This is a genomic window from Rariglobus hedericola (assembly GCF_007559335.1).
Classification (GTDB): Bacteria; Verrucomicrobiota; Verrucomicrobiia; order Opitutales; family Opitutaceae; genus Rariglobus; species Rariglobus hedericola.
Window position 1 is genome coordinate 1,552,188 of sequence record NZ_VMBG01000001.1, and the last position, 18,893, is coordinate 1,571,080.

Annotated in this window: 19 protein-coding genes; 12 read left to right on the forward strand and 7 right to left on the reverse strand. The window is 62.8% G+C overall.

What is annotated here, in order from left to right; translation table 11 throughout:
• Positions 1-32: 32 nt before the first annotated feature.
• From FPL22_RS06825 to FPL22_RS06835, 3 genes are all read right to left on the reverse strand, one after another.
• On the reverse strand, positions 33-902 hold the full coding sequence (locus FPL22_RS06825) for a 23S rRNA (adenine(2030)-N(6))-methyltransferase RlmJ (RefSeq protein ID WP_144229350.1): 870 nt from the start codon (positions 900-902) through the stop codon (positions 33-35).
• A complete protein-coding gene (locus tag FPL22_RS06830) occupies positions 899-1,405 on the reverse strand; it encodes a NanQ anomerase/TabA/YiaL family protein (RefSeq protein WP_144229351.1) in 507 nt (168 codons plus the stop codon). The genes FPL22_RS06825 and FPL22_RS06830 overlap by 4 nt, the downstream gene beginning before the upstream one ends.
• Before the next feature lie 86 nt (positions 1,406-1,491).
• On the reverse strand, positions 1,492-2,220 hold the full coding sequence (locus FPL22_RS06835; protein WP_144229352.1) for a LolA-like protein: 729 nt from the start codon (positions 2,218-2,220) through the stop codon (positions 1,492-1,494).
• Between the two features lie 114 nt (positions 2,221-2,334).
• Here FPL22_RS06835 and FPL22_RS06840 point away from each other — a divergent pair, with 114 nt between their 5' ends.
• From FPL22_RS06840 to FPL22_RS06860, 5 genes are all read left to right on the forward strand, one after another.
• On the forward strand, positions 2,335-3,147 hold the full coding sequence (locus FPL22_RS06840) for a metallophosphoesterase family protein (RefSeq protein WP_144229353.1): 813 nt from the start codon (positions 2,335-2,337) through the stop codon (positions 3,145-3,147).
• 25 nt (positions 3,148-3,172) lie between these two features.
• Positions 3,173-3,424, forward strand: a complete 252-nt coding sequence (locus FPL22_RS06845; protein WP_144229354.1) for a hypothetical protein — start codon at positions 3,173-3,175, stop codon at positions 3,422-3,424.
• 10 nt (positions 3,425-3,434) lie between these two features.
• Positions 3,435-5,081 carry a cyclic peptide export ABC transporter gene (locus FPL22_RS06850; RefSeq protein ID WP_144229355.1) on the forward strand — a complete coding sequence of 549 codons (1,647 nt, stop codon included), beginning with the start codon at positions 3,435-3,437 and terminating at the stop codon, positions 5,079-5,081.
• 6 nt (positions 5,082-5,087) lie between these two features.
• Positions 5,088-5,906 (forward strand): hypothetical protein, encoded by an 819-nt coding sequence (locus tag FPL22_RS06855; RefSeq protein WP_144229356.1) that lies wholly within the window; start codon positions 5,088-5,090, stop codon positions 5,904-5,906.
• 171 nt (positions 5,907-6,077) lie between these two features.
• Positions 6,078-7,073, forward strand: a complete 996-nt coding sequence (locus FPL22_RS06860) for an O-fucosyltransferase family protein (protein WP_144229357.1) — start codon at positions 6,078-6,080, stop codon at positions 7,071-7,073.
• On the opposite strand, the gene FPL22_RS06865 is transcribed toward FPL22_RS06860, so the two are convergent.
• Positions 7,063-8,085: a CDP-alcohol phosphatidyltransferase family protein gene (locus FPL22_RS06865; RefSeq protein ID WP_144229358.1), complete on the reverse strand. Its 1,023-nt coding sequence runs from the start codon at positions 8,083-8,085 to the stop codon at positions 7,063-7,065. The genes FPL22_RS06860 and FPL22_RS06865 overlap by 11 nt on opposite strands.
• A 121-nt stretch (positions 8,086-8,206) precedes the next feature.
• Here FPL22_RS06865 and FPL22_RS06870 point away from each other — a divergent pair, with 121 nt between their 5' ends.
• Complete coding sequence (locus FPL22_RS06870; protein ID WP_144229359.1) at positions 8,207-9,088, forward strand: glucosamine inositolphosphorylceramide transferase family protein; 882 nt, start codon at positions 8,207-8,209, stop codon at positions 9,086-9,088.
• On the opposite strand, the gene FPL22_RS06875 is transcribed toward FPL22_RS06870, so the two are convergent.
• On the reverse strand, positions 9,072-9,758 hold the full coding sequence (locus FPL22_RS06875; protein WP_144229360.1) for a TVP38/TMEM64 family protein: 687 nt from the start codon (positions 9,756-9,758) through the stop codon (positions 9,072-9,074). The genes FPL22_RS06870 and FPL22_RS06875 overlap by 17 nt on opposite strands.
• Positions 9,759-9,859: 101 nt before the next feature.
• Here FPL22_RS06875 and FPL22_RS06880 point away from each other — a divergent pair, with 101 nt between their 5' ends.
• The gene (locus tag FPL22_RS06880) at positions 9,860-10,777 is read left to right on the forward strand and encodes a Stealth CR1 domain-containing protein (protein WP_162525219.1); all 918 of its coding nucleotides are present in this window, start codon (positions 9,860-9,862) and stop codon (positions 10,775-10,777) included.
• On the opposite strand, the gene FPL22_RS06885 is transcribed toward FPL22_RS06880, so the two are convergent.
• The gene (locus FPL22_RS06885) at positions 10,741-11,814 is read right to left on the reverse strand and encodes a glycosyltransferase family 4 protein (RefSeq protein ID WP_144229362.1); all 1,074 of its coding nucleotides are present in this window, start codon (positions 11,812-11,814) and stop codon (positions 10,741-10,743) included. The genes FPL22_RS06880 and FPL22_RS06885 overlap by 37 nt on opposite strands.
• 201 nt (positions 11,815-12,015) lie before the next feature.
• On the opposite strand from FPL22_RS06885, the gene FPL22_RS06890 reads away from it, so the two are divergent.
• From FPL22_RS06890 to FPL22_RS17685, 5 genes are read left to right on the forward strand one after another with little or no spacing between them, the layout of a single operon-like run.
• Positions 12,016-13,563: a TolC family protein gene (locus FPL22_RS06890; protein ID WP_144229363.1), complete on the forward strand. Its 1,548-nt coding sequence runs from the start codon at positions 12,016-12,018 to the stop codon at positions 13,561-13,563.
• 10 nt (positions 13,564-13,573) lie between these two features.
• Positions 13,574-14,497: an HlyD family efflux transporter periplasmic adaptor subunit gene (locus FPL22_RS06895; RefSeq protein ID WP_144229364.1), complete on the forward strand. Its 924-nt coding sequence runs from the start codon at positions 13,574-13,576 to the stop codon at positions 14,495-14,497.
• 42 nt (positions 14,498-14,539) lie between these two features.
• Positions 14,540-15,670, forward strand: coding sequence for an FtsX-like permease family protein (locus FPL22_RS06900; RefSeq protein WP_162525220.1), 1,131 nt, complete (start codon positions 14,540-14,542; stop codon positions 15,668-15,670).
• A 3-nt stretch (positions 15,671-15,673) separates the two neighbouring features.
• Entirely contained in the window at positions 15,674-16,813 is a 1,140-nt protein-coding gene (locus FPL22_RS06905; protein WP_144229366.1) for an FtsX-like permease family protein, read from the forward strand.
• A 24-nt stretch (positions 16,814-16,837) separates the two neighbouring features.
• Positions 16,838-17,944 carry an ATP-binding cassette domain-containing protein gene (locus FPL22_RS17685; protein ID WP_162525221.1) on the forward strand — a complete coding sequence of 369 codons (1,107 nt, stop codon included), beginning with the start codon at positions 16,838-16,840 and terminating at the stop codon, positions 17,942-17,944.
• Here the strand turns inward: FPL22_RS17685 and FPL22_RS06915 are convergent.
• On the reverse strand, positions 17,931-18,890 hold the full coding sequence (locus tag FPL22_RS06915) for a hypothetical protein (protein ID WP_144229367.1): 960 nt from the start codon (positions 18,888-18,890) through the stop codon (positions 17,931-17,933). The genes FPL22_RS17685 and FPL22_RS06915 overlap by 14 nt on opposite strands.
• Between the last annotated feature and the right edge of the window lie 3 nt (positions 18,891-18,893).

An 18,893-nucleotide genomic window follows, 5' to 3' on the forward strand; every position in this document is an offset into this window, starting at 1 on the left:
TTGCCGTGTGCCCGAGCACGCGGCAAGCCCGCTCACGCCTCCTTCACCAACCAACGCAGCTCCGCACGGCCGCCTTGATCCTGCGCCAGCATCTCGGCCATCCACGTGCAGCAAGGCGTCAACTCCTTGTCTATTTCGTAGGGCGGATTGATCACCACGAGGCCGCAGCCTTTCATCTTCATCGGATGCATCGGGCCGACGACCGTCAGCTCCAGTGAAAACGTCGGCGGCAACGACAGCGCGGCCAGATCATCAAAAAACATATCCACCCGCGCGCGCTCGGTCAGCGGATACCACACCATGATCGTCGCCGCCGGGGAGCGCTTCAACGCATCGGCGACCGTCGCGGCCACGCGTTCAAACTCGTCCTTCGATTCGAACGGCGGATCGATCAGCACCAGAGCGCGTTTTTCAGGGGGCGGCAGTTGTCCGCGCAGGCCGGCGTAGCCATCCGCCGACTGGATTCCCACGCCGCTCGAACGGGCAAACTCCGCGCGCAATTCGCCTGCTTCGTCGTGTTGTTTTTCAAACAACGAAAGCCGGTCCTGCGGACGCGCCAGCGCACGCACGATGCGCGGCGAGCCCGGATAAAAACGCGGCAGCGCCTCGAGGTTGCCCATCTTCTGGTCGTATGCTTTCACCTGCGCGACATAGTCCGCCAGCACCTCGGGCATGCGCGTGCGGTTCCAGAGGCGGCCGATGCCGTCCGGCCACTCGGGCTTGCGCTCCAGCGTGTCCCCGCGCGCGGCCGATGCCAGATCGTAGCGACCGCGGCCCGCATGCGTATCGACATAAAGAAACCCGCGTTCCTTGCGCTGCATCGCACGCACGACGCGCACGAGCACCGCATGCTTCATGACGTCCGCGAAATTCCCCGCGTGATAACTGTGGCGGTAGTTCACGAGACGGAAGCGACCGGCACCTTGACGACGGTCTTGCGCACCAGCGCGGCCGGCACGCCGGCAGCGAGCGAGGGCTTGTGGGCATCGACGGGATAAAACACCGCGAGTTCGCCGGCGCGCATGCGCAGCACCGAGCCTTCGAGGTTCTGTTCAAAAAATAAAATATCCTTGGCCGGTGTATGATCCTCCGCGACCGCGAGGCGCGACACATCGGTCACTTCCATGAGTTCGTCGCCGCTCACGATCACCTGCACGTCGATATAAACGCGGTGCGCCTCCCAACGCCCTTCGGCGGGCGGCTTGGCAATGTAGGCCTGCTCCAGGGCAAACACCCCGTCGCCCAGTTCAACGCGCCCCGTGTCGCCGGTCGCGACCGCCAGCAGGCGTTGATGCGCCTCGGAGCCGGGACGGAGAATTTCCTCCACATAAGCCAGCGCCTTTTGAAACGAAGGGCTGCCGGCGAGTTGCGTGCGAACGGTGGCGAGGGATCCAAAAAGTGCCATAAATCGTCATCGACTCCAACCCACCGCGTGAGGAGCTGGCAAGTGCCGAAACCGCGCCGGCCCGCGATCCGCCGCCGGACGAGCCTTTAGCGACCGACCACCACGGGCGCCCTGAAGACACTGTCTGGCAATTCCACGTTGGCCTCGATCCGGTCGATCACCGTTTCATGAATGCGTTTCCCGTCCTGCGAAACCACCAGCCGGTGCGGCAAAATCACGCCGGCCACCGCGCGGAAATCACTGTAGTCCGTCCGAATCAGTTTATCGCCGCTTTTACGACGGCGCACCACGTCGCGACGCGCGATCATATAGGTCACCGCATCGAGATAAACGAACGAGGTTTCCGTGAAGTTCTGCGTCACCACGACCTTCAAATACTCGCGGCCTTCCATCTGCACGGTGCCCGCGTAATCAAGGGAGATCTGGCGCTTGGCGCCGCCCTGAAGCAACGGATCGTCGAACTCGGCATCCACTTTGAAATCGGCGGCCGACAGACCGTAGAGCATCGTGACGCGACGCGACTTTGAATCGGCGGACCACGGTTCGCTTTCGCCGTCCCATCCCTGAGTGATCGTGTGCGAGCCCGACATCACTTCGGTGCGGATGCGGTTCGGCCGTGCAGCCAGCAACACGAATTTAAACTCGCTGGTTTCGCTCCGCGTGGTCCCCGTGGCGCGAAGACTCTTCAACGCCGCGACGCGCGCCTGCCCGCCGGTCGCCTCCGTATGAATGCGCGCGAGGTCGCGCACAAAGTCAGCCCGCGTCACCGACGCGAAGCCCGCCACCACCAGAATCAAAGTGATAAAGATACGCACAGTTCATCATCCCACACGAACCGCCCGCCGGTCTCAAGCTCGCAACGGATCCACCCGGTTGGCCGCCTTAAAGGTTGCCGCCCGCAACGGTGACGCTTGCTTCAAGGGCACGCGATGCCCGGACCGGTTATACGTATTTTTTCAGACCTGCATTTTCGCGATGGCGAGAGTCGTCTCCAGCACCTCGACGCCCTGGCTCCGTTACTCGAAGGCGCCGACCAGCTGGTGTTCAACGGCGACACGGTTGACTCGCAGGATCCCGCGCCCGGCGGCGGATTTCCAGAAGTGCAGGCGTTTTTCGCGCGGTATTCCGATCACGTTACATTCCTCACCGGTAATCACGACCCCGACATCTCTCCGCACGCCGAGCTTTCGCTCAACAACGGCCGCGTATGGATCACCCATGGCGACGTGTTGTTCGACGGCATCGCCCCGTGGAGTGAATTGCGCCCCATCATGGCCGCACGTATCCAGGCCAACGCCCACGGCATCCCGCCCGGCGAGCTCGCGTTGATCGAAACCCGGCTGCGTCTTAACCGGCTCGCGTGCATCGGGCTGGTCGAATCGCATTCCCGTTCCCGCCGCACTCCGGCGGCCATCGCCATCCGGCTGGCCCACGAACTGATTTCACCGAGCCGGATATTCGCCATGTTGAAGGTCTGGCGAACGACTCCCCAACTCGCCCGCCGGCTCGCCCGGGCGCAGCGTCCTGCGGCCCAGCTCGTCGTGCTCGGCCACACGCACTACCCCGGCGTGTGGCGGCACACCGACGGTCCTGTCGTGGTCAACACCGGCTCGTTTTCGCGTCCGTTGGGCAACCTCTTCGTCGAACTTCGCGGCGATCACGTGCGCGTCATAAAAATCACCCGTCGCCACGGCAAATTTCACCCCGGCCGGCTCGTCACCGAGTTTCCGCTGGCTCCGTGAGCCCGCGTGGTTACTCCTAGCGCATATGGCAATGGAGTTTGGCTGGTGGGAAAAAAATCCCGAAGAGGGTAAATATCAGGTCTTGGTGCGCATTCACGCCGGCAAGGCTGAATGGACGCGTCATCAGGGCCACAACACCGGCTGGCATCCGCACACTCCCAACGAGGACAACTGGGACCGCCTCGTCAGCGAAGCCAGCCGCCGCGTGCCCCGCCGCCTGATCTCGACGAAGCAATTCGCCGACATCGAAGCCTTGCGCACAAAGGCTCTGAGGTAGGACTTCGCTCATGCGCGTCCTGCTCCTGTTGCTCCGCACCTCTCGCTGGGATGCGATCACCGGTATTCTGGCAGGAGCCGCGACCGGCTTGGCCACCAGTGGCTTTGCGTGGATTCTGCAAGCGGTGATCGCCCGGCGCGGCGAAAACTGGCATCTCTACGCCGTCGCGTTCGCCGGTTGCTGGCTGGTCTATGGCGCCGGGGCCGTCCTCGCCGACAACCGCCTCACCCGTGTAGCCCAGCGCGCGGTGCGAGAACTGCGGTTATCTGTCAGCCGACGTATTCTCGCGGTGCCATTGCCCGTGCTCGAGCGTGAACAAAACCGCATTTTCCCCGTGTTGGTGGAGGACATCGCCGCTATTTCGCGCGCGGCCGAACGACTGCCCACGGTCATCTCCGGGCTCGTTACCGTAATCGGGTGTTTTGTGCTGCTCACCGTGGTCTCCTGGCAACTCGCGGTTGCCTGCCTGGTGCTCGTCGCCCTGGCGCTGGGCGGATATGTCCTACCTCTGCATCGTTTCCAGAAACACCTCGCCCGCTGGCGCGCCGACTGGGATGGCATCAGCACCTTGCTCGACGCCATCGTGCGCGGTCACAAGGAACTGCTTCAGGACGATCGTAAACGCAGCGTGTTTTTCGACCGTCATCTGGAACCGGTCTGCCGTCGCCAGGAAGTCGAGCTCACCCGCGCCAACACTTGGGAAACCCTCGTCAAACGCTGGGGCGAACTACTGCTCCTGCTCGGCGTCGGCTTGCTCCTGTTCACTTTGCCCCTGCACGGCTGGGCTACGCACGAACAGTTCGGGCGCTTCCTGTTCATTGCGCTTTTCATGCTCGCGCCGCTTTCTAATCTCGTCGGCTTCAGCACTTACCTCAGCCGCGTCGCCCTCGCCATGGATCGCGCCGAGCAGATCGGTATTGTGCTTGGTCAGGATGATCCGGCATCCGCGACGCCGCCCGCGCACCGCACCGACACTCCGACCCCGAATCCGGCCGCGATTCAATTCGGTTTGCGCGAGGTTTCCTACCGCCACTCCCGCGACGATGCCGCACCGTTCGACCTCGGTCCGGTTTCACTCACCTTCGACCGCGCCGAAGTGGTTTTCGTCTGCGGTGGCAACGGCAGCGGTAAAACCACGCTCCTTAAATTAATCTGCGGTTTGTATCCGCCTTCGCACGGAGAACTGGTTTCTGCCGGACGCACCGTTGATGACGCCGCACTCGCCGGTCACCGCCGCCGCTTCGGGGTGATCTTTGCCGACTTCTTCCTGTTCAGTAGCCTGCTCGGTTATGAGGACGCACCCGCGGCCGCGGCGCAAAAACTCCTGAAGGACGTTCATCTCGAAAAACTGGTTTCCATCGGAGCCGACGGTGCGTTTTCGACCACCAAGCTTTCCCAAGGCCAGCGCAAGCGCCTCGCCCTCGTCGCCACCTTGCTCGAGGACAAACCCGTCTACGTTTTCGACGAGTGGGCAGCCGATCAGGACCCCGAGTTTCGCCGCTGGTTTTACGAGCATATCCTGCCGGGCCTTCGTGCGCGCGGCAAACTCGTGATCGCCATCACGCACGACGATGCGTTCTACCCGACGGCGGATCGTATCGTGCGATTGTCGGAAGGACGGATCGTGTCCGACACGAGACAAACCGCCGTCAGCTGATTCGTCATGTCGCTCCATCTGATCTGCTATGCGGATGGCGCCCACATTCACTTCGCGAATCAGGCTGCGCTGATCGCCTCGGCCCGCCGACATGGCGTCGCCCACATCTCGGCCCTCGATTCATCCACTGCCGATAATAATTTCGCCGCAGCCCACCGTGAAACGCTCAGCGAGCGCGAGGGAGCCGGCTACTGGCTCTGGAAACCACGCATCATCCTCGATGCACTCGAACGTGCGGCGGAGAACGATCTCGTGGTTTACGTCGACTCAGGTTCCGACCTGCGCGGTCCGCTCGAAGCTCTGGCAACCTCGGCAAACGGTCGCGATGGCGTGCTTTTCTGGAACGACTATCCGAACCGGATGCACGTCAAACGCGACGCCTTCGTCCTCACCGGCACGGATGCAACGCACTTCCACAATGCCCGCCAGCTCGACGCCGCGTTTCTCGTTTTTCGAAACAACGAACGCGTCCGCGCCTTTGTCCGGCTGTGGCTGGAGCATTGCGCGGATCCGCGCCAACTCACTGATCGCGCCAACACCTGCGGTCTTCCCGATTTGCCCGGATTCGTCGGTCATCGCCATGACCAGTCGTTGCTCACCCTGCTCTATCTCCGCGAACGGGAACGACTCGATTTCAAGACCTTCGCCCGTCGCATAAAACACCATCATTTCCGCCATCATCGCCGCCGCATCACGTGGATGCCCATCTGGCTCTGGGACGTATTTCACGATGGCGGCGAAACCAGGCTCCTTCGCATGCGCCGCCGGTTTTCGATTATCAAACGACGGCTGCGCCGGTTCGTCGCCACTCTGGCTGCGGATTGACAGCAAGTCCCCGATGACTCGCGCACCGTTCAAACGATTCTCTGGTTTCTTCCAACGCTTCGGTTGTTTCTCCCGGCGCGATTCTTTGATCGCGAATTTCAACCGCATCCTGAAAGCACGCTATCCGGATCTCGCCCCGTTGCCGCGTTTCGGCAAAAACTCAGTTGCCCGATGAACGCTCCTTCGCCGTCCACTCCCCCGCCGCGCCGTCGGCGCTCACCATTGCCCGAGCCTGGGGTGCGCGACCGCCTGCTGGTCATCCGTCACCGCAGTGACACGCTCGGAGGCTGGTTGAGCAAACAGCAGGGACTTTTCTCGGAGTTTTTCGCCGTGCTGGGCGCATTGCATTACGCCGAGCGCAACGGCGCCGCCGGCGTGCGTATCGAATTCACTTCAAAACTCTATCGAGATCCGGCCCGCGACACCAACTGGTGGGGATATTTTTTTGAGCCGGTCATGTGGCTGGGCGAACCCCGCCCCGGTGCCCGCAAGGTGCATTGCAACGGCTGGCATCGCTTCGGTCCGCACGCATGGAACGAATCGTGGACCACGTTGAGCATCCCCGGCAACACCGCCCTGCAGCCCTACCCGATCAACGCCGAACACGAGGTGCGCGAAGTCAACCGGCTCACCGCGCGCCACATTCGTGTCCGCCCCGAATGGACGGCCCGCGTCGACGAGTTTTTATCCGCGCACACGCAGCCGTCCGACTTCCTGATCGGCGTCCACTATCGCGGCACGGACAAAATTAACGTCTTCCCCTATCGTTCTCCCGACTACAGCGTCTACGCCGAGCAAATCGACCGAGTGCTCGCCCGACACCAGCCGCAATCGTGGCGACTGTTTGTTGCCACCGACGAAACCGAATTCGCCGACTGGGCCGCGGCCCGCTACGGCGATCGCGTGATCTCGCTCTCAGATGCACCGCGCCTTTCCGCCAGCGATCCGGATGGACGCAAGAACGGCACGCATAAAAATCTTTCGCTATCCGGCGTCGTCAAGGGCGGCACCGCGGTGCTCGACTGCCTGCTGCTCTCACGTTGCCATCATCTCATTAAAAATCGTTCGAGCCTGTCCGACATCTCACTCGCTTTCAACGCGGCCTTGCCGTGGACCTTCATCCTCGACGACACCCTCGTCCACGAGGGAACCGGCATCAGTTCTTGACCGCATCGTTGACGACCACCGCCGGCGGATTCAGCCAGCGCCAATGATGCCCGAACACCATCAGCATGCCGCCGGTTGAGCGCACGACGCGGGAAGCCAGGTAAGCCGCCGCACCCCAGGCCCACACCATCGAGGGCACCCCGCACAGCGAGACGCCGAGCATCAAGATCGGCACCACAAAATCCGGCCACGGCCGTTTCGTTCCGAGCAAGTGCCCCGCGATCACACGGCCTGTGTAATCGGCTCCGTGGAGCGTCAACAGGAGCGCCGTCTCCCACCACGTCACATCGAAATACAAACCCCGCGCGCACAGCAACGCGCTCATGAGAGCATAGGCCGCCAGTCCGGCTGGCAGTCGCTTGATACGCAGCACGCAGGCGGCCGAGGTCATCACACTTCCGATCGCACCGGCGATCATCACGCACTCGAACACCGTGCGCCCGCCCACCAGCGGCGCGTGCCACCACTCCGCCGCACCCGGCCAGCACCAGCTCGCGAAAAACACCAGCGTGAGCAACATGGCCTCGAGGGGCCCGGTCAGCCCGAAATAGAGCTCCTTGCGCTCCCTTTCCTCGGCCATCGTCGCCGCACCGGCCATCAACACCGCCCACAGCACGATGAGGCACACGGCCGAGTCGGCGCGGCCTGCCACCAGAAACATGACCACCACCGCGATCGCCCCGTGAAAAACATCGGTGAAATGATCTAGGTATTCACCGAGCGGACTGCTCGTGCCCGTGCGCCGCGAATGCATGCCGTCCGCATGGTCGTAGATCACATAACCGGCCATCAAAATCAAAAAGGCGGGCGCCAGCACCGCAGCGTTATCCGCCGCCAGCGCCATCGCCAGCATCACCCACATGCAAGCCGAGGATCCCAGCGTCAGCAGATTGGCCGGCACCGCCGGCGGCATCCAAACGACGAACCAATGCACAAAATAACGGCAGAACGGACGCACCAGCAACGAGCGGTCCACGCAAGTGTAGCTGTAGGTCGGCACGTCTGAACGCATGGCTCGTAATGGGACTGATTCCCGATATCGTGTCGCTACTATAATACTGCACTTTCTGACCTGTTAAAAACGAATCCGCAATGGTTCGAAACGAACCGCGCCACATCCTTGGCTTTCAGCGATGATCTCTCTACTCCGACACATTCACGGCACATTTCTTTCCGGTTGGTGGCGCTGGCAGAAAGAACACTATGATGTTTTCGCCGGTCCGCAGAAAGGCCCCCTGTCACGCGTGCGGGCTCCGTTCGGATGCTACTTTGCCGATCCCTTTCTTCATTTTCATGCGGGTGAATACTGGCTCCTGATGGAACAGTTTTTGTATTCAAAAAACCGCGGGCGTCTCGTGGCGCGACGGGCATCCGGCGGTCCCGTGATCCCCATCACACTCGCCGGACCGGGCCATGCGTCCTTCCCCTGCGTCTTCGAAGAGGGCGGACACCTTTACCTCATCCCCGAGACCGGCAACACCGGCACGCTCGACCTCTATATTTGCGAACGTTTTCCCGATCAATGGCGGCTCGTGCGCCGGCTGGCCGACAACCTGGATGCCGCTGACACCGTGCCGCTCCGCCATGCCGGACGTTGGTGGTTGCTCACCTCGATCCGCCGGTCGCGCGCCGATGACGGACATCGTTCCTGGGCAATTTTCCACACGGACAATCTCCTCACCGGCGAATTGATCCCGCATCCGGTGAACGACGAACGCCGCCACGCCGAATCGCCTTTCTCCGCCGGCCGCAACGCCGGAGCGGTCATCCCCATGCCCGATGGCCGCCTGCTGCGCCCGTTTCACGACAGCCACCGTTACTACGGTGAAAACCTGGGCTGGACGCGAATCGACATGCTTACGCCGTCCACATTTATCGAGACCGTGCTCACCGAAACACCGGTGGAATTTACGGCTTTGCCGAAGCTCCCGCTGCACCATGTTTCCACTCATTCGGGATGGATGGCCTGCGACACCCGCAATCGCATCCCCTACGGAATCAATCGCGGGAAATAAGCGTCGCCTCGCCTCTCGACTTCCAGCGCCGGCGGAACAACCGCACGGCGATCACCAAAACGATCAGCAGGCCCGCCCCCGCGGCCGCCGGCGCGAAACGACCACTTAAAAGTCCCTGGCCAAATATCACCCCAGCGCATACCCAGGGCAGCGCAACCAGCGCGGACAACAGCAGGTAGATCGCGAACGGCGTCCTTGCCAGCGCGAGCAGGCAGCTACCCAAAATCATCGGTGGTCCGGGCAGCACTCTCACCAGCATGACCACGCTCACGGCATTGGCGGGCGTCACTTGGGGAACCTTGTAACCGCGACCGTGCAACAACCGCTCCACCATCGGTCGCAGGGCATACCTTGCTACCACATAGCTCAGCGAAAGCTGCACCAGCACCGCAACCATGCACGCCGCGATGACGCCCGGCACCGTGAGCTGTCCGGCAAACAACTCGCCCGCGGGCACCGTGAACCAGGCCAGCGGCAACGGCAGCAAGGCCATCGCCACAAAATACGGAACCGGTCCGGCCGCGCGGATCGTTTCGATTCCCCCGCCCGCCACGCTCTTCAGCTCGGCACGAAATATCCACACCACGGCCGCGACCACCAAGGCGAGGACGATGCCAGCGATCAGCCTGCGGGACGGACTGCCTGGGACAGGCTGCGAATGGTTCGACATGCGTTCGGTCAGCCTGCCCCGGCCGGATGGCTCGTCAAGTTGCGCGCAAAAACACTGGCCTCCGCCGGACGTTTCTGACGCGCTCGCCCGTGTTGCCCGCCATGTCCACTCCCGACTCCTCCATCGACGTCGTCTACACCTGGGTCGATGGCACGCGTCCCGATTATCTGGAGCAGCTGGGCCGTCACGCCAAAGGCACGCGCGATCTCAACCCCGAGCGTTACCGCGATGCTTACGACTGCCTGCGCCACAGCCTGCGCTCTCTAGAACTGCACGCGCCTTGGGTGCGCAACGTCTACCTCGTCACCTGTCGCCCCCAAGTGCCCGCGTGGCTGCGAATCGATCACCCGCGTCTGCGTATCGTGCACCACGACGAGATCATGTCGGCCGATGTCGCCCAGCCCACTTTCAACAGCAACGTCATCGAGTGCTCTCTCCATAAACTGCCGGGCATCTCGAAGCGTTTCATCTATTTCAACGACGACTACTTCCTCGGCTCCCCGGCCACTCTGGAGGATTTTCAAACCGCCGACGGTCGCATCAAAATCTTTGGCACCCTCGTCGGCGAACGCGCCCGCCGACTCGTTTACGAAAAACAACCCGTCTACTTCGGCTTGGTTGAACACGGTCCCATCCTTATCGACTGCGATGAATGGGCCGAGATGCAGCGGCTCGTTTACGATGAATTAAAGGGGTTCCTTCAGCACCGCTTTCGCACGCCCGCCGATTTTCGCCCGGAGCGGCTCTACCGCTGGCACCTTTTAACGCACCGCCGCGCACAGACGCGGATCGTCCCGTTCTGGGAATACCTGCGCCATTCCGCGTTTCACAAGATCAAGCCCGGTCCCGCCCGCCAGCGGCTCCTGCTCGATCGCATCGCCCGCCGCCGTCCGCGCTTCCTCTGCCTCAACGATGACCTCGGTTTCCCCGCCGATCCCGCAGTGATTGCGGAGGTCCGGTCATTTCTCGCCCGGATGTTTCCTCAACCTTCGTCGTTCGAGACCGGCGCACCTTCGTAAATTCTCAACAACCTCTCCACGCCGCGGTTCCAGTCGTAGCGCGACGCCACTTCGCGGGCTCGGTCCGCACACGCGGCATACGCCGCCGCATACGCGGTCACCGCGCGCAATGCCTCCGCCAGTGCCGCGGCGTCTCCCGCCGTCACCAGCCTCCCCGTCCCCGTGCCATCAAGCCAGTCCGCGTATCCACGGATTCGTGACGCCACCACCGGCACGCCGTGAGCCAGCGCCTCCAGCGCTACCAGCCCGAAACTCTCGCCACCTCTCGACGGAACCGCGCATACATCTGCCGCGGCATACGCCGCCGACAACTCGGCCGCACTGACTTCACCGCGCGCCGTGGCCGGCCCGACCGCATCGAGCGTGAACGCTCCCGGGGTTTCCGCATCGAGGCGGCGCATCGCCTCTTTCAACACATCGAAGCCTTTGCGCGGTTCATCGGCGCGTCCGACAAACAGCACCCGCACCGGCCGGCCCGCCGCCCGCGACGGGCGCATCGCCGCGGCATCAGGCAACCGCACACCGTTGGGCACGACCGCAAACGGCCGCGGATGCCAGCGTGTCGCGAACTCCCGAGCCGAAGCTGAGACCGCGACCCGCGCATCCAGCCGGCGGTTGACCCACCGGCACCACGGCCACGCCCACAGGTATCCGCGACTCGTTTCAGAATAAGTATGAAACGTGCCCACCGTTCGCGCCCCACCCGCATGGATCAGCGCGAAGGTGTTCAGCGTCGGCAAAAACGGTTCCTGCAGATGAATGACATCCGGACGAAAATCGCGGATTAGCCGCTTCACCTCTGTCCCGATACCCAAGTCCAGGGTTACCCGGCTGCGCGCACCGTTGAGCGCGCCAACCCAGATGCGCCCGATACGATGGATGGAAGGGTTCGCGATTTCGGGTGTTTCCGCCGATGACGGCCCGATCAGGCGGACCTCGATCCCCTTCCGCAGGAGCGTTTCAAGCAGATCGAGCGCGTGGCGGTTTACCCCTCCGGGAACCGCAAGATCGTAAGGAGTCGTGAGGAGGACGCGCATGATCGCAGAATGGCGCAGAGTGGTGCACAACCTGTCCTCGAAGAAAGCTGAAAACCATTTCTCCTCCCAAGATCACCTTTCAATCGCATTGACAGGACCGGCAGGCGACTTGCTGATGACCGTCCTCTAAGTCTCCCTAACGCGGTGCAATCATACGGCTTTAAGGCGATTCGACACATCCAGCCCTCCGCTCCTGTTATCGTGACTTTTACTCTGCGCCACCTCCCGTTTGCGATCTGCGTGCTGATGTCTCCACTGGCCGCCCAGACTGCGGAATCACCGCCCGTAATTACCCGGCCCGGCCTTTCTCTGCGCGATGCACTCACCGCTTCTCTGCGCGACAATCCCGCCCTCCGTGTCAATGAAACCGTGATCGAGCAGCGCTCCGGCTTCCTCGATCAAACCGCCGGCGCCTTTGACTGGAATACGTTCGCCACCGTCGCCGCCACCGAGAACCGCACGCCGCTGGCTCCCGTGATCCCGGGCAGCACCCCGACCGCCCATTCACACGGCCTCACTTATACCGCCGGTGTTTCCCGCCTGTTGCGCAACGGCGTCGTTCTCCGTCCCAATGCCGCCGTCAGCGTGGACGACCAGGTTTCCCCCGTCTCCTCCGCCGCCGGCCGGTCCAGCGTCAACTTTGAGATTCTCGTCCCGCTCCTGCGCGGTCTTGGTCGCGACAGCACTGGCGCCGTGGAGGCCGCCGCCCGCGGCGATGTGAAAGTCGCCAAGCTTCTCTACCAGCACGCACTCTCGACGCAGGCCTTCAACACCGCCGTCAGCTACTGGTCGAGCCGCGCCGCCGACGACGCCTATCTCGTGCAACGCGACGTCGAACGCTCCGCCGCCCGCCTCGTCGAATCGACCAAGGTCCTCGTCGACAGCCGCATCTTTCCGCCTGCCTACCTGTTGCAAGCCGAGGCCAACCTTCGCGAAAAACGCACCGTGCGCATCAACGCGGAACTCGAATCGCGCTCCGCCCGTTTCACGCTCGGCCAGCAACTCGGCCTCGCCCCCGAACAGATCGCCGAGACTCCTGCGCCCAACGATGGGTTTCCTCCGGTCACCGAAGCCGGCGCACTCACCTCGGACGCGATGCGCACGCCGATGATCCGCCGCGCCTTGGTCGCGCGCGCCGATTACGTTGCCTCCCAAGAGAGCCTCGTTCCGCTCAACCTCCTTGCCCGTCAGGCGCAGATCGATCTCAAGCCCCGCCTCGACCTCACCGTCAGCGCCGGCTACCGCGGCCTGAGCAACGATGACAACGCGACCGACCCGCTTCGTGAACGCATGACCGGCGGCAACGGCCTCGTCGGCCTCTCCCTCGACTGGCCTTTTAACAACAGTTACCAGCGCGGCCTGCTGCGTGAACGCCGCGCCAACATCGCCCAAGTCGAAGCCCAGACCATCCAGCTTTCCCAGCTCATCGCCGGCCAGGTGCTTCTCGCCCTCGAACAAGTCCGCCTTCGCGCCGACGCCGTGCGCTCCGCCCAGGACACGGTCGATCTCTCCAAGCGCGCGCTCGCCGCTCAATACGAGCAGCTCAAAACCGGCGACGGCACCATCCTCGATGTCATCAGCCTGGAAAACATCTCCTCCGGCGCCCGCATCCGCTACATCAACGCCCATGCGTCCTACGCCACCGCGCTCGCCCAGCTTCGCTTCACCCTCGGCTTGATCTTCAAGGAAACCGGCATCGCCGGCGCCAGCCTCTCCCTCGAAGACCTCACCACCCAGCCCGCCCTCTGATTTTTTCCCGATGAAACACGCCTCCTTCCTGCGCCTCTCGCTTGCTTCCGTCCTGCTGGCCGCCGGCCTGCACGCCGCCGACACCGTCTCCGCCCTCGGACGGGTCCTCCCCAAATCCGGCATCATCGATCTCTCCGGACCTCCCGGCGACACCGTGTCCGAAATTCTCGTGACCGAGGGCGACTGGGTGCAACCGGGCCAGCCGCTGGTCCGCCTTTCCTCCACCGCCGGTGCCGTCAACCGCCTCAAGCAAGCCGAGGCCGATCTCACCGCCACCCGCGCCAGCACCGCCAAGGATATCGAGATCGCCCGCGCCCGCCTCGCCACCGTCGCCACCGAAACCAAGTTCGCCCAAGGCCGCTACGACCGCATCGCCGCCGCCCGGGACAGCGAATTCGTTTCCCCCGACCAGATAGAGGACCGCACGCTCGGCAAACAGACCGCCGAGTTGAAACTCGCCCAGACCACCCAGAATCTCGACCTCGCTATCAACGAAGCCGCCAAAACCGTGCGTGCCGCCGAGGCCGATGTCGCCGCCGCCAAGGCCCAGCTCGCCGCCTCCGAGGTGCGTTCACCCATCAAGGCCCGCATCCTCAAGATCCGAGCCCGCGCCGGAGCCCCGGCCGGCGGCCGCGCCGAGTTGTTCAAGATCGGCGACACCTCCGGCATGATCGTCGTCGCCGAGGTCTACGAGTCCGACATTCTCAAGGTGAAAGCCGGTCAGAAAGCCGTCGTCACTTCCTCCGCGCTCCCCAAGAAAATGACCGGCACCGTCATCGGCGTGAGCAACATCGTTTTCCGCAATAACATCGAGAGCATGGATCCCAACAGCACCACGCAGGGCCGCGTGGTCGAGGCGACCATCCGCATGGACGAGAACGAGCCGCTCGACCGCCTCGTGTTCCTGCAGGTCGACGTGAGCATCTCGCTCTGAGTTTTTCGCCCGGCCGTTCACGTCACTTCCTTGCCGATGCCCATGCGCACGCCCCTGGCTTGGTTAAACACCATCCAGAATAAAAAGCGCACCGCCACCGCGGTGGGCGGCATCTGCTTTGCCGTTCTCCTCATCTTCATGCAGGCCGGCTTCCTCGGCGCCGCGCGGCTCAACTCCTCGCTCACCTACCGCCAGCTGGACTTCAATCTGATGATCGTCTCGCGCGGTTACCTGATGCTCACGCGCAGCGAGTCGATCGACATCTACCGCGTGATCCAGGCCCGCAGTGTCCCCGGCGTGGCTTCGGTCGAAGGCCTGCTCCTCGAAGGCGGACGATGGAGCAACCAGGTCTCCAACTCCTCGGAGTCCTGCTTCATCTTCGGTCTGCGTCCCGGCGGTCACTACTTCCTCGATCCCGCCCTCAACGACTCGATCGGCCTCCTCAACGAACGCCAGACCGTGCTCGTCGACCGGCTCGCCCGCTCCAGCTACGGGCCGTGGCACACCGGCGGCCCCGCCATCGTCAACCGTCAGGAACTTTCCATTCGCGGCGATTACGCCCTCGGCATGGGCCTGCTCGCCGACGGCAGCGTGATCACCAGCCTCGATACTTACCTGCGGCTCTACGGCATTCCCCAGTTGCGCGAATATCAATTCGGTCTCGTCCGCACCGCTCCCGGTGCCGACGTCAACGCCGTCGCTACTGCACTCCGCGAGGCCCTGCCCCGCGATGTGCTCGTGCTGACCAAGCCCGATCTCATCGAGCGCGAGGAAAACTATTTCGTGAACGTGAAGCCCGTCGGCGTCATGTTTCAGGTCGGCATGTTCGTGGCCTTTCTCGTCGGCGCTGTCATCCTGTATCAGATCCTCTCCAGCGAAATCGCCAACCGCCTTCGCGAATTCGCAACGCTCAAAGCCATGGGCTACACCGAGCGTTACATCTACGCGGTCGGCATCCGTCAGGGTCTGATCTTTTCACTGATGGGTTACTTCCCGTCGCTGATCCTGTCGTTCGGTCTCTACCGTTTGCTGCGCGCCTTGTCGTCCTTCCCTGTTTACATGGATCTCACGCGCGCGTTGTTCGTCCTCGGTCTCACCCTCGCGATGTGCGCCATCGCCGCGGTCTTCGCCCTCGGCAAGATCAAGCGCGCCGATCCGGCCGATCTGTTCTGAGCCATGCGTTTCCTGCGTCCATTGCCCATCGCCTGGAACATGCTGATCGACAAGCCGTCGCGTCTCGCCCTGTCCGTCATGGCCGTGGCGTTTTCGGTAGTGATCATGTTTATGGAGCTCGGTTTTTTCAACGGCTCCAACGACAGCGCCGCCAACCTGCCGCCCCACTTCGACTGCGACCTCATCCTCTCGCACAAAGAGAAAAACCATCTCAAGACCGGCGAAGAATTCCCCATCGACTGGATCTACAAGGCCCGCGATGTCGCCGGCGTCGCCGCCTCCGTCCCGCTTTATAGCGGCGCCGATTACTGGTGGAACCCGCAGGACGGTTCCCGCAACCGTGTCTTCACGCTTGGCGTCAACCTCGACGATCCGATGTTCACCACCGCGATCATCGCCGCCAACCGTAGAGCCCTTCAGAAACCCGGCGCGGTCATCTACGACCGCCTTTCCCGTCACGAACTCGGCCAGGTGGAAAGCGGCACGACCACCACGCTCGGGAGGATCAAGGTCACGGTCGTCGGACTCTGCGAACTCGGGCCCAACTTCAGCTACGAGGGGCACGTTATCATGAGCGCCGATACGTTTCTGCTCATGCAAAACCAGCCTCGTGACGTGATCGATCTCGGCCTGATCCGCGTCCAGCCCGGCGCCGATGTAAACGAGGTCCGCCAGCGTCTGCTCGCCGCGCTTCCGCCCCAGGCATTGCTACTCACTCCGGCCGAGATCAACACCCGCGAGATCCGCGTCACCACCCAACGAAGCCCCGCCGGCATCGTCTTCGGCATCGGCCTGGTCGTCGGCTTCGCCATCGGCGTGATCATCTGCTACCAGATTTTGTTTAACGAGGTGAACGATCACCTCCCCCAGTTCGCCACGCTCAAGGCCATGGGCCACCCGCCCCGTTTCATCAGCGGCATCGTCCTCCACGAGGCCGTGCTGATGGCGCTGGCCGGTTTTATTCCCGGGCTCATCGCCGGCTTCGGCCTCTACATGCTCATCGAGCACTTCACCCAGATTCGCATGTTCCTCACCCCGGGCCGCGTGTTGTTAATCTTCGTGCTCACGAGCGGCATGTGCCTGCTCGCCGGCCACCTCGCCCTCAAGAAAGTCCACTCCACCGATCCTGCGGATCTCTTCTGATCCAATCCTTCCTTAGACACCGCCATGAGCCTTTCCTCCCACCAAGAAGTCGCGATCGAAGTTGTCGGCGTGAACCACCACTACGGCAAGGGCGACGCACGCAAACAGGCCCTCCACAACAACACTCTCACCATCCACAAGGGTGAGATCGTCATCATGACCGGCCCGTCCGGTTCGGGCAAAACCACGCTGCTCACCCTCATCGGCGCGCTCCGCTCCGTGCAGGAAGGCGGCATCAAGCTGTGGGGCACCGAGCTCGCCGGCCTCAATCCCGTCCAGCAGGTCGAGATGCGTCGCAACCTGGGTTTCATTTTCCAGGCGCACAACCTCCTCGACTCGCTCACCGCCCGTCAGAACGTGCGCATGGCCATCGAGCTGACCGACGCCCCGCGCGCCGACTATGACAAAATCGCCGATGCCATGCTTGCGAGCGTCGGTCTCGCCGATCGCGCCGGTTACAAGCCCCGTAACCTCTCAGGCGGACAACGCCAGCGCGTCGCCATCGCCCGTGCACTCGTCAACCAGCCCAAGCTCATCCTCGCCGACGAACCCACCGCAGCCCTCGACAAGGAATCCGGCGCCAACGTCGTGAAGCTCCTGCGCAAACTCGCCGATGAACGCGGCTCCGCCGTGATGATCGTCACCCATGACAACCGCATCCTCAACGTCGCCGACCGCATCGTGAACATGATCGACGGCCACATCGTCTCCGACATCCGCGTAAAGGAGACCATGATCATCTGCGCCATTCTCAAAAAGTGCACCCTCTTCAAAGACCTCAGCCCCTCCGATCTCACCGACATCGCCCAGAAGATGAACGAGGAGCGTTTCGACAAGGACACCAACATCATCCGTCAGGGCGAAACCGGTGATAAATTCTACGTCATCGCCGAGGGTCGCGCCAACATCATCATCGACTCCGACACCGGCACGCGCGTCGTCGCCAACATCGAGAGCGGTGGTTTCTTCGGCGAAGTCGCCCTCCTGAAAGACCAGCCGCGCAACGCCACCGTCCGCGCCGCCGAACCGGTCGTCACCTACACGTTGTCGAAGTCCGATTTCCTTGCCTCCGTGAAAGCCCACAAATCCTTCGAGGAACAGATGAGCGGCTCCCTGTTCACCCGCGGTTGAGTGTGCCCTCGCCGCGTTTTCGCCAGCGATCGCTCAGGTATTTCAACGCGATCGAGTTACTTCGCTGCTCCGGATTTTCAGCGCGGTTCAAACGCCCCAGACTCGTAGTCGCCTGAAGTTTCCGATTCCGCCACGGCAGAAAATCGGTGTAGCCCAGGCGCATCGGATGCACGCGCTTCGGCACCTGGCAATGTGCGCTAACCCACACGTCATCCACCCGTCGAACCGAGTCCGGAGCCGCAGTGAAATCGCCCAGTTCCTTAAGATCAAAAAAACGTGGTCGCACCACGTAGCTGTGGACGCCTTGCACGATGTCTACTTCCCGCACGCGCCCGAGTTGATTGGCCCGCACCGGCACATGAGGAGCCCGCCGCAAACGGCCGCTCAACGTCGTCGGGCGATCAATCAAATCCGCCGGCACGTTCCACCCCGCACCGCTGACGACTTCGTGCGGATTCGCCGCAGTGAGTGAAACGTAACGCTCCAACAAGCGGGCATGGTAGATACGGTCGTCGTCCACGATGAGCACGGCTTGATCGGGTGCGACCTCTTGCAACGTCGGCAAGAATTTCGTGGCCGGTCCTTTGTCCTCACAGCGCACGATTTTCACGCACCTCAGCTGAGCCAGCCACGCCGGGACTTCGTAAAGTCGCTGCTCCCGCGTGCTCCAAGCCGGAAGACACAAACGAATTTCCGTCGGACGGCAGCTTTGCCGCAACAAGCTCTTGATCGTCAGCTCCAGCGCCACGATCCGCGACGGGATCGTGGTCAGGCTCACCACCAAGCCCGATGACCGCATATTCGCCGCGCAAGCCGCATCGAGTTCCGCCAACGATCTCCTGCTTAACCTCCACTCATCCCACCACGTCGCGATCAGATTCTCTCCCGTCAAATAACATGCGCCGACATAGCCTGCCGCCAACATCGCCCCCGCCGAAAAAATCATGAT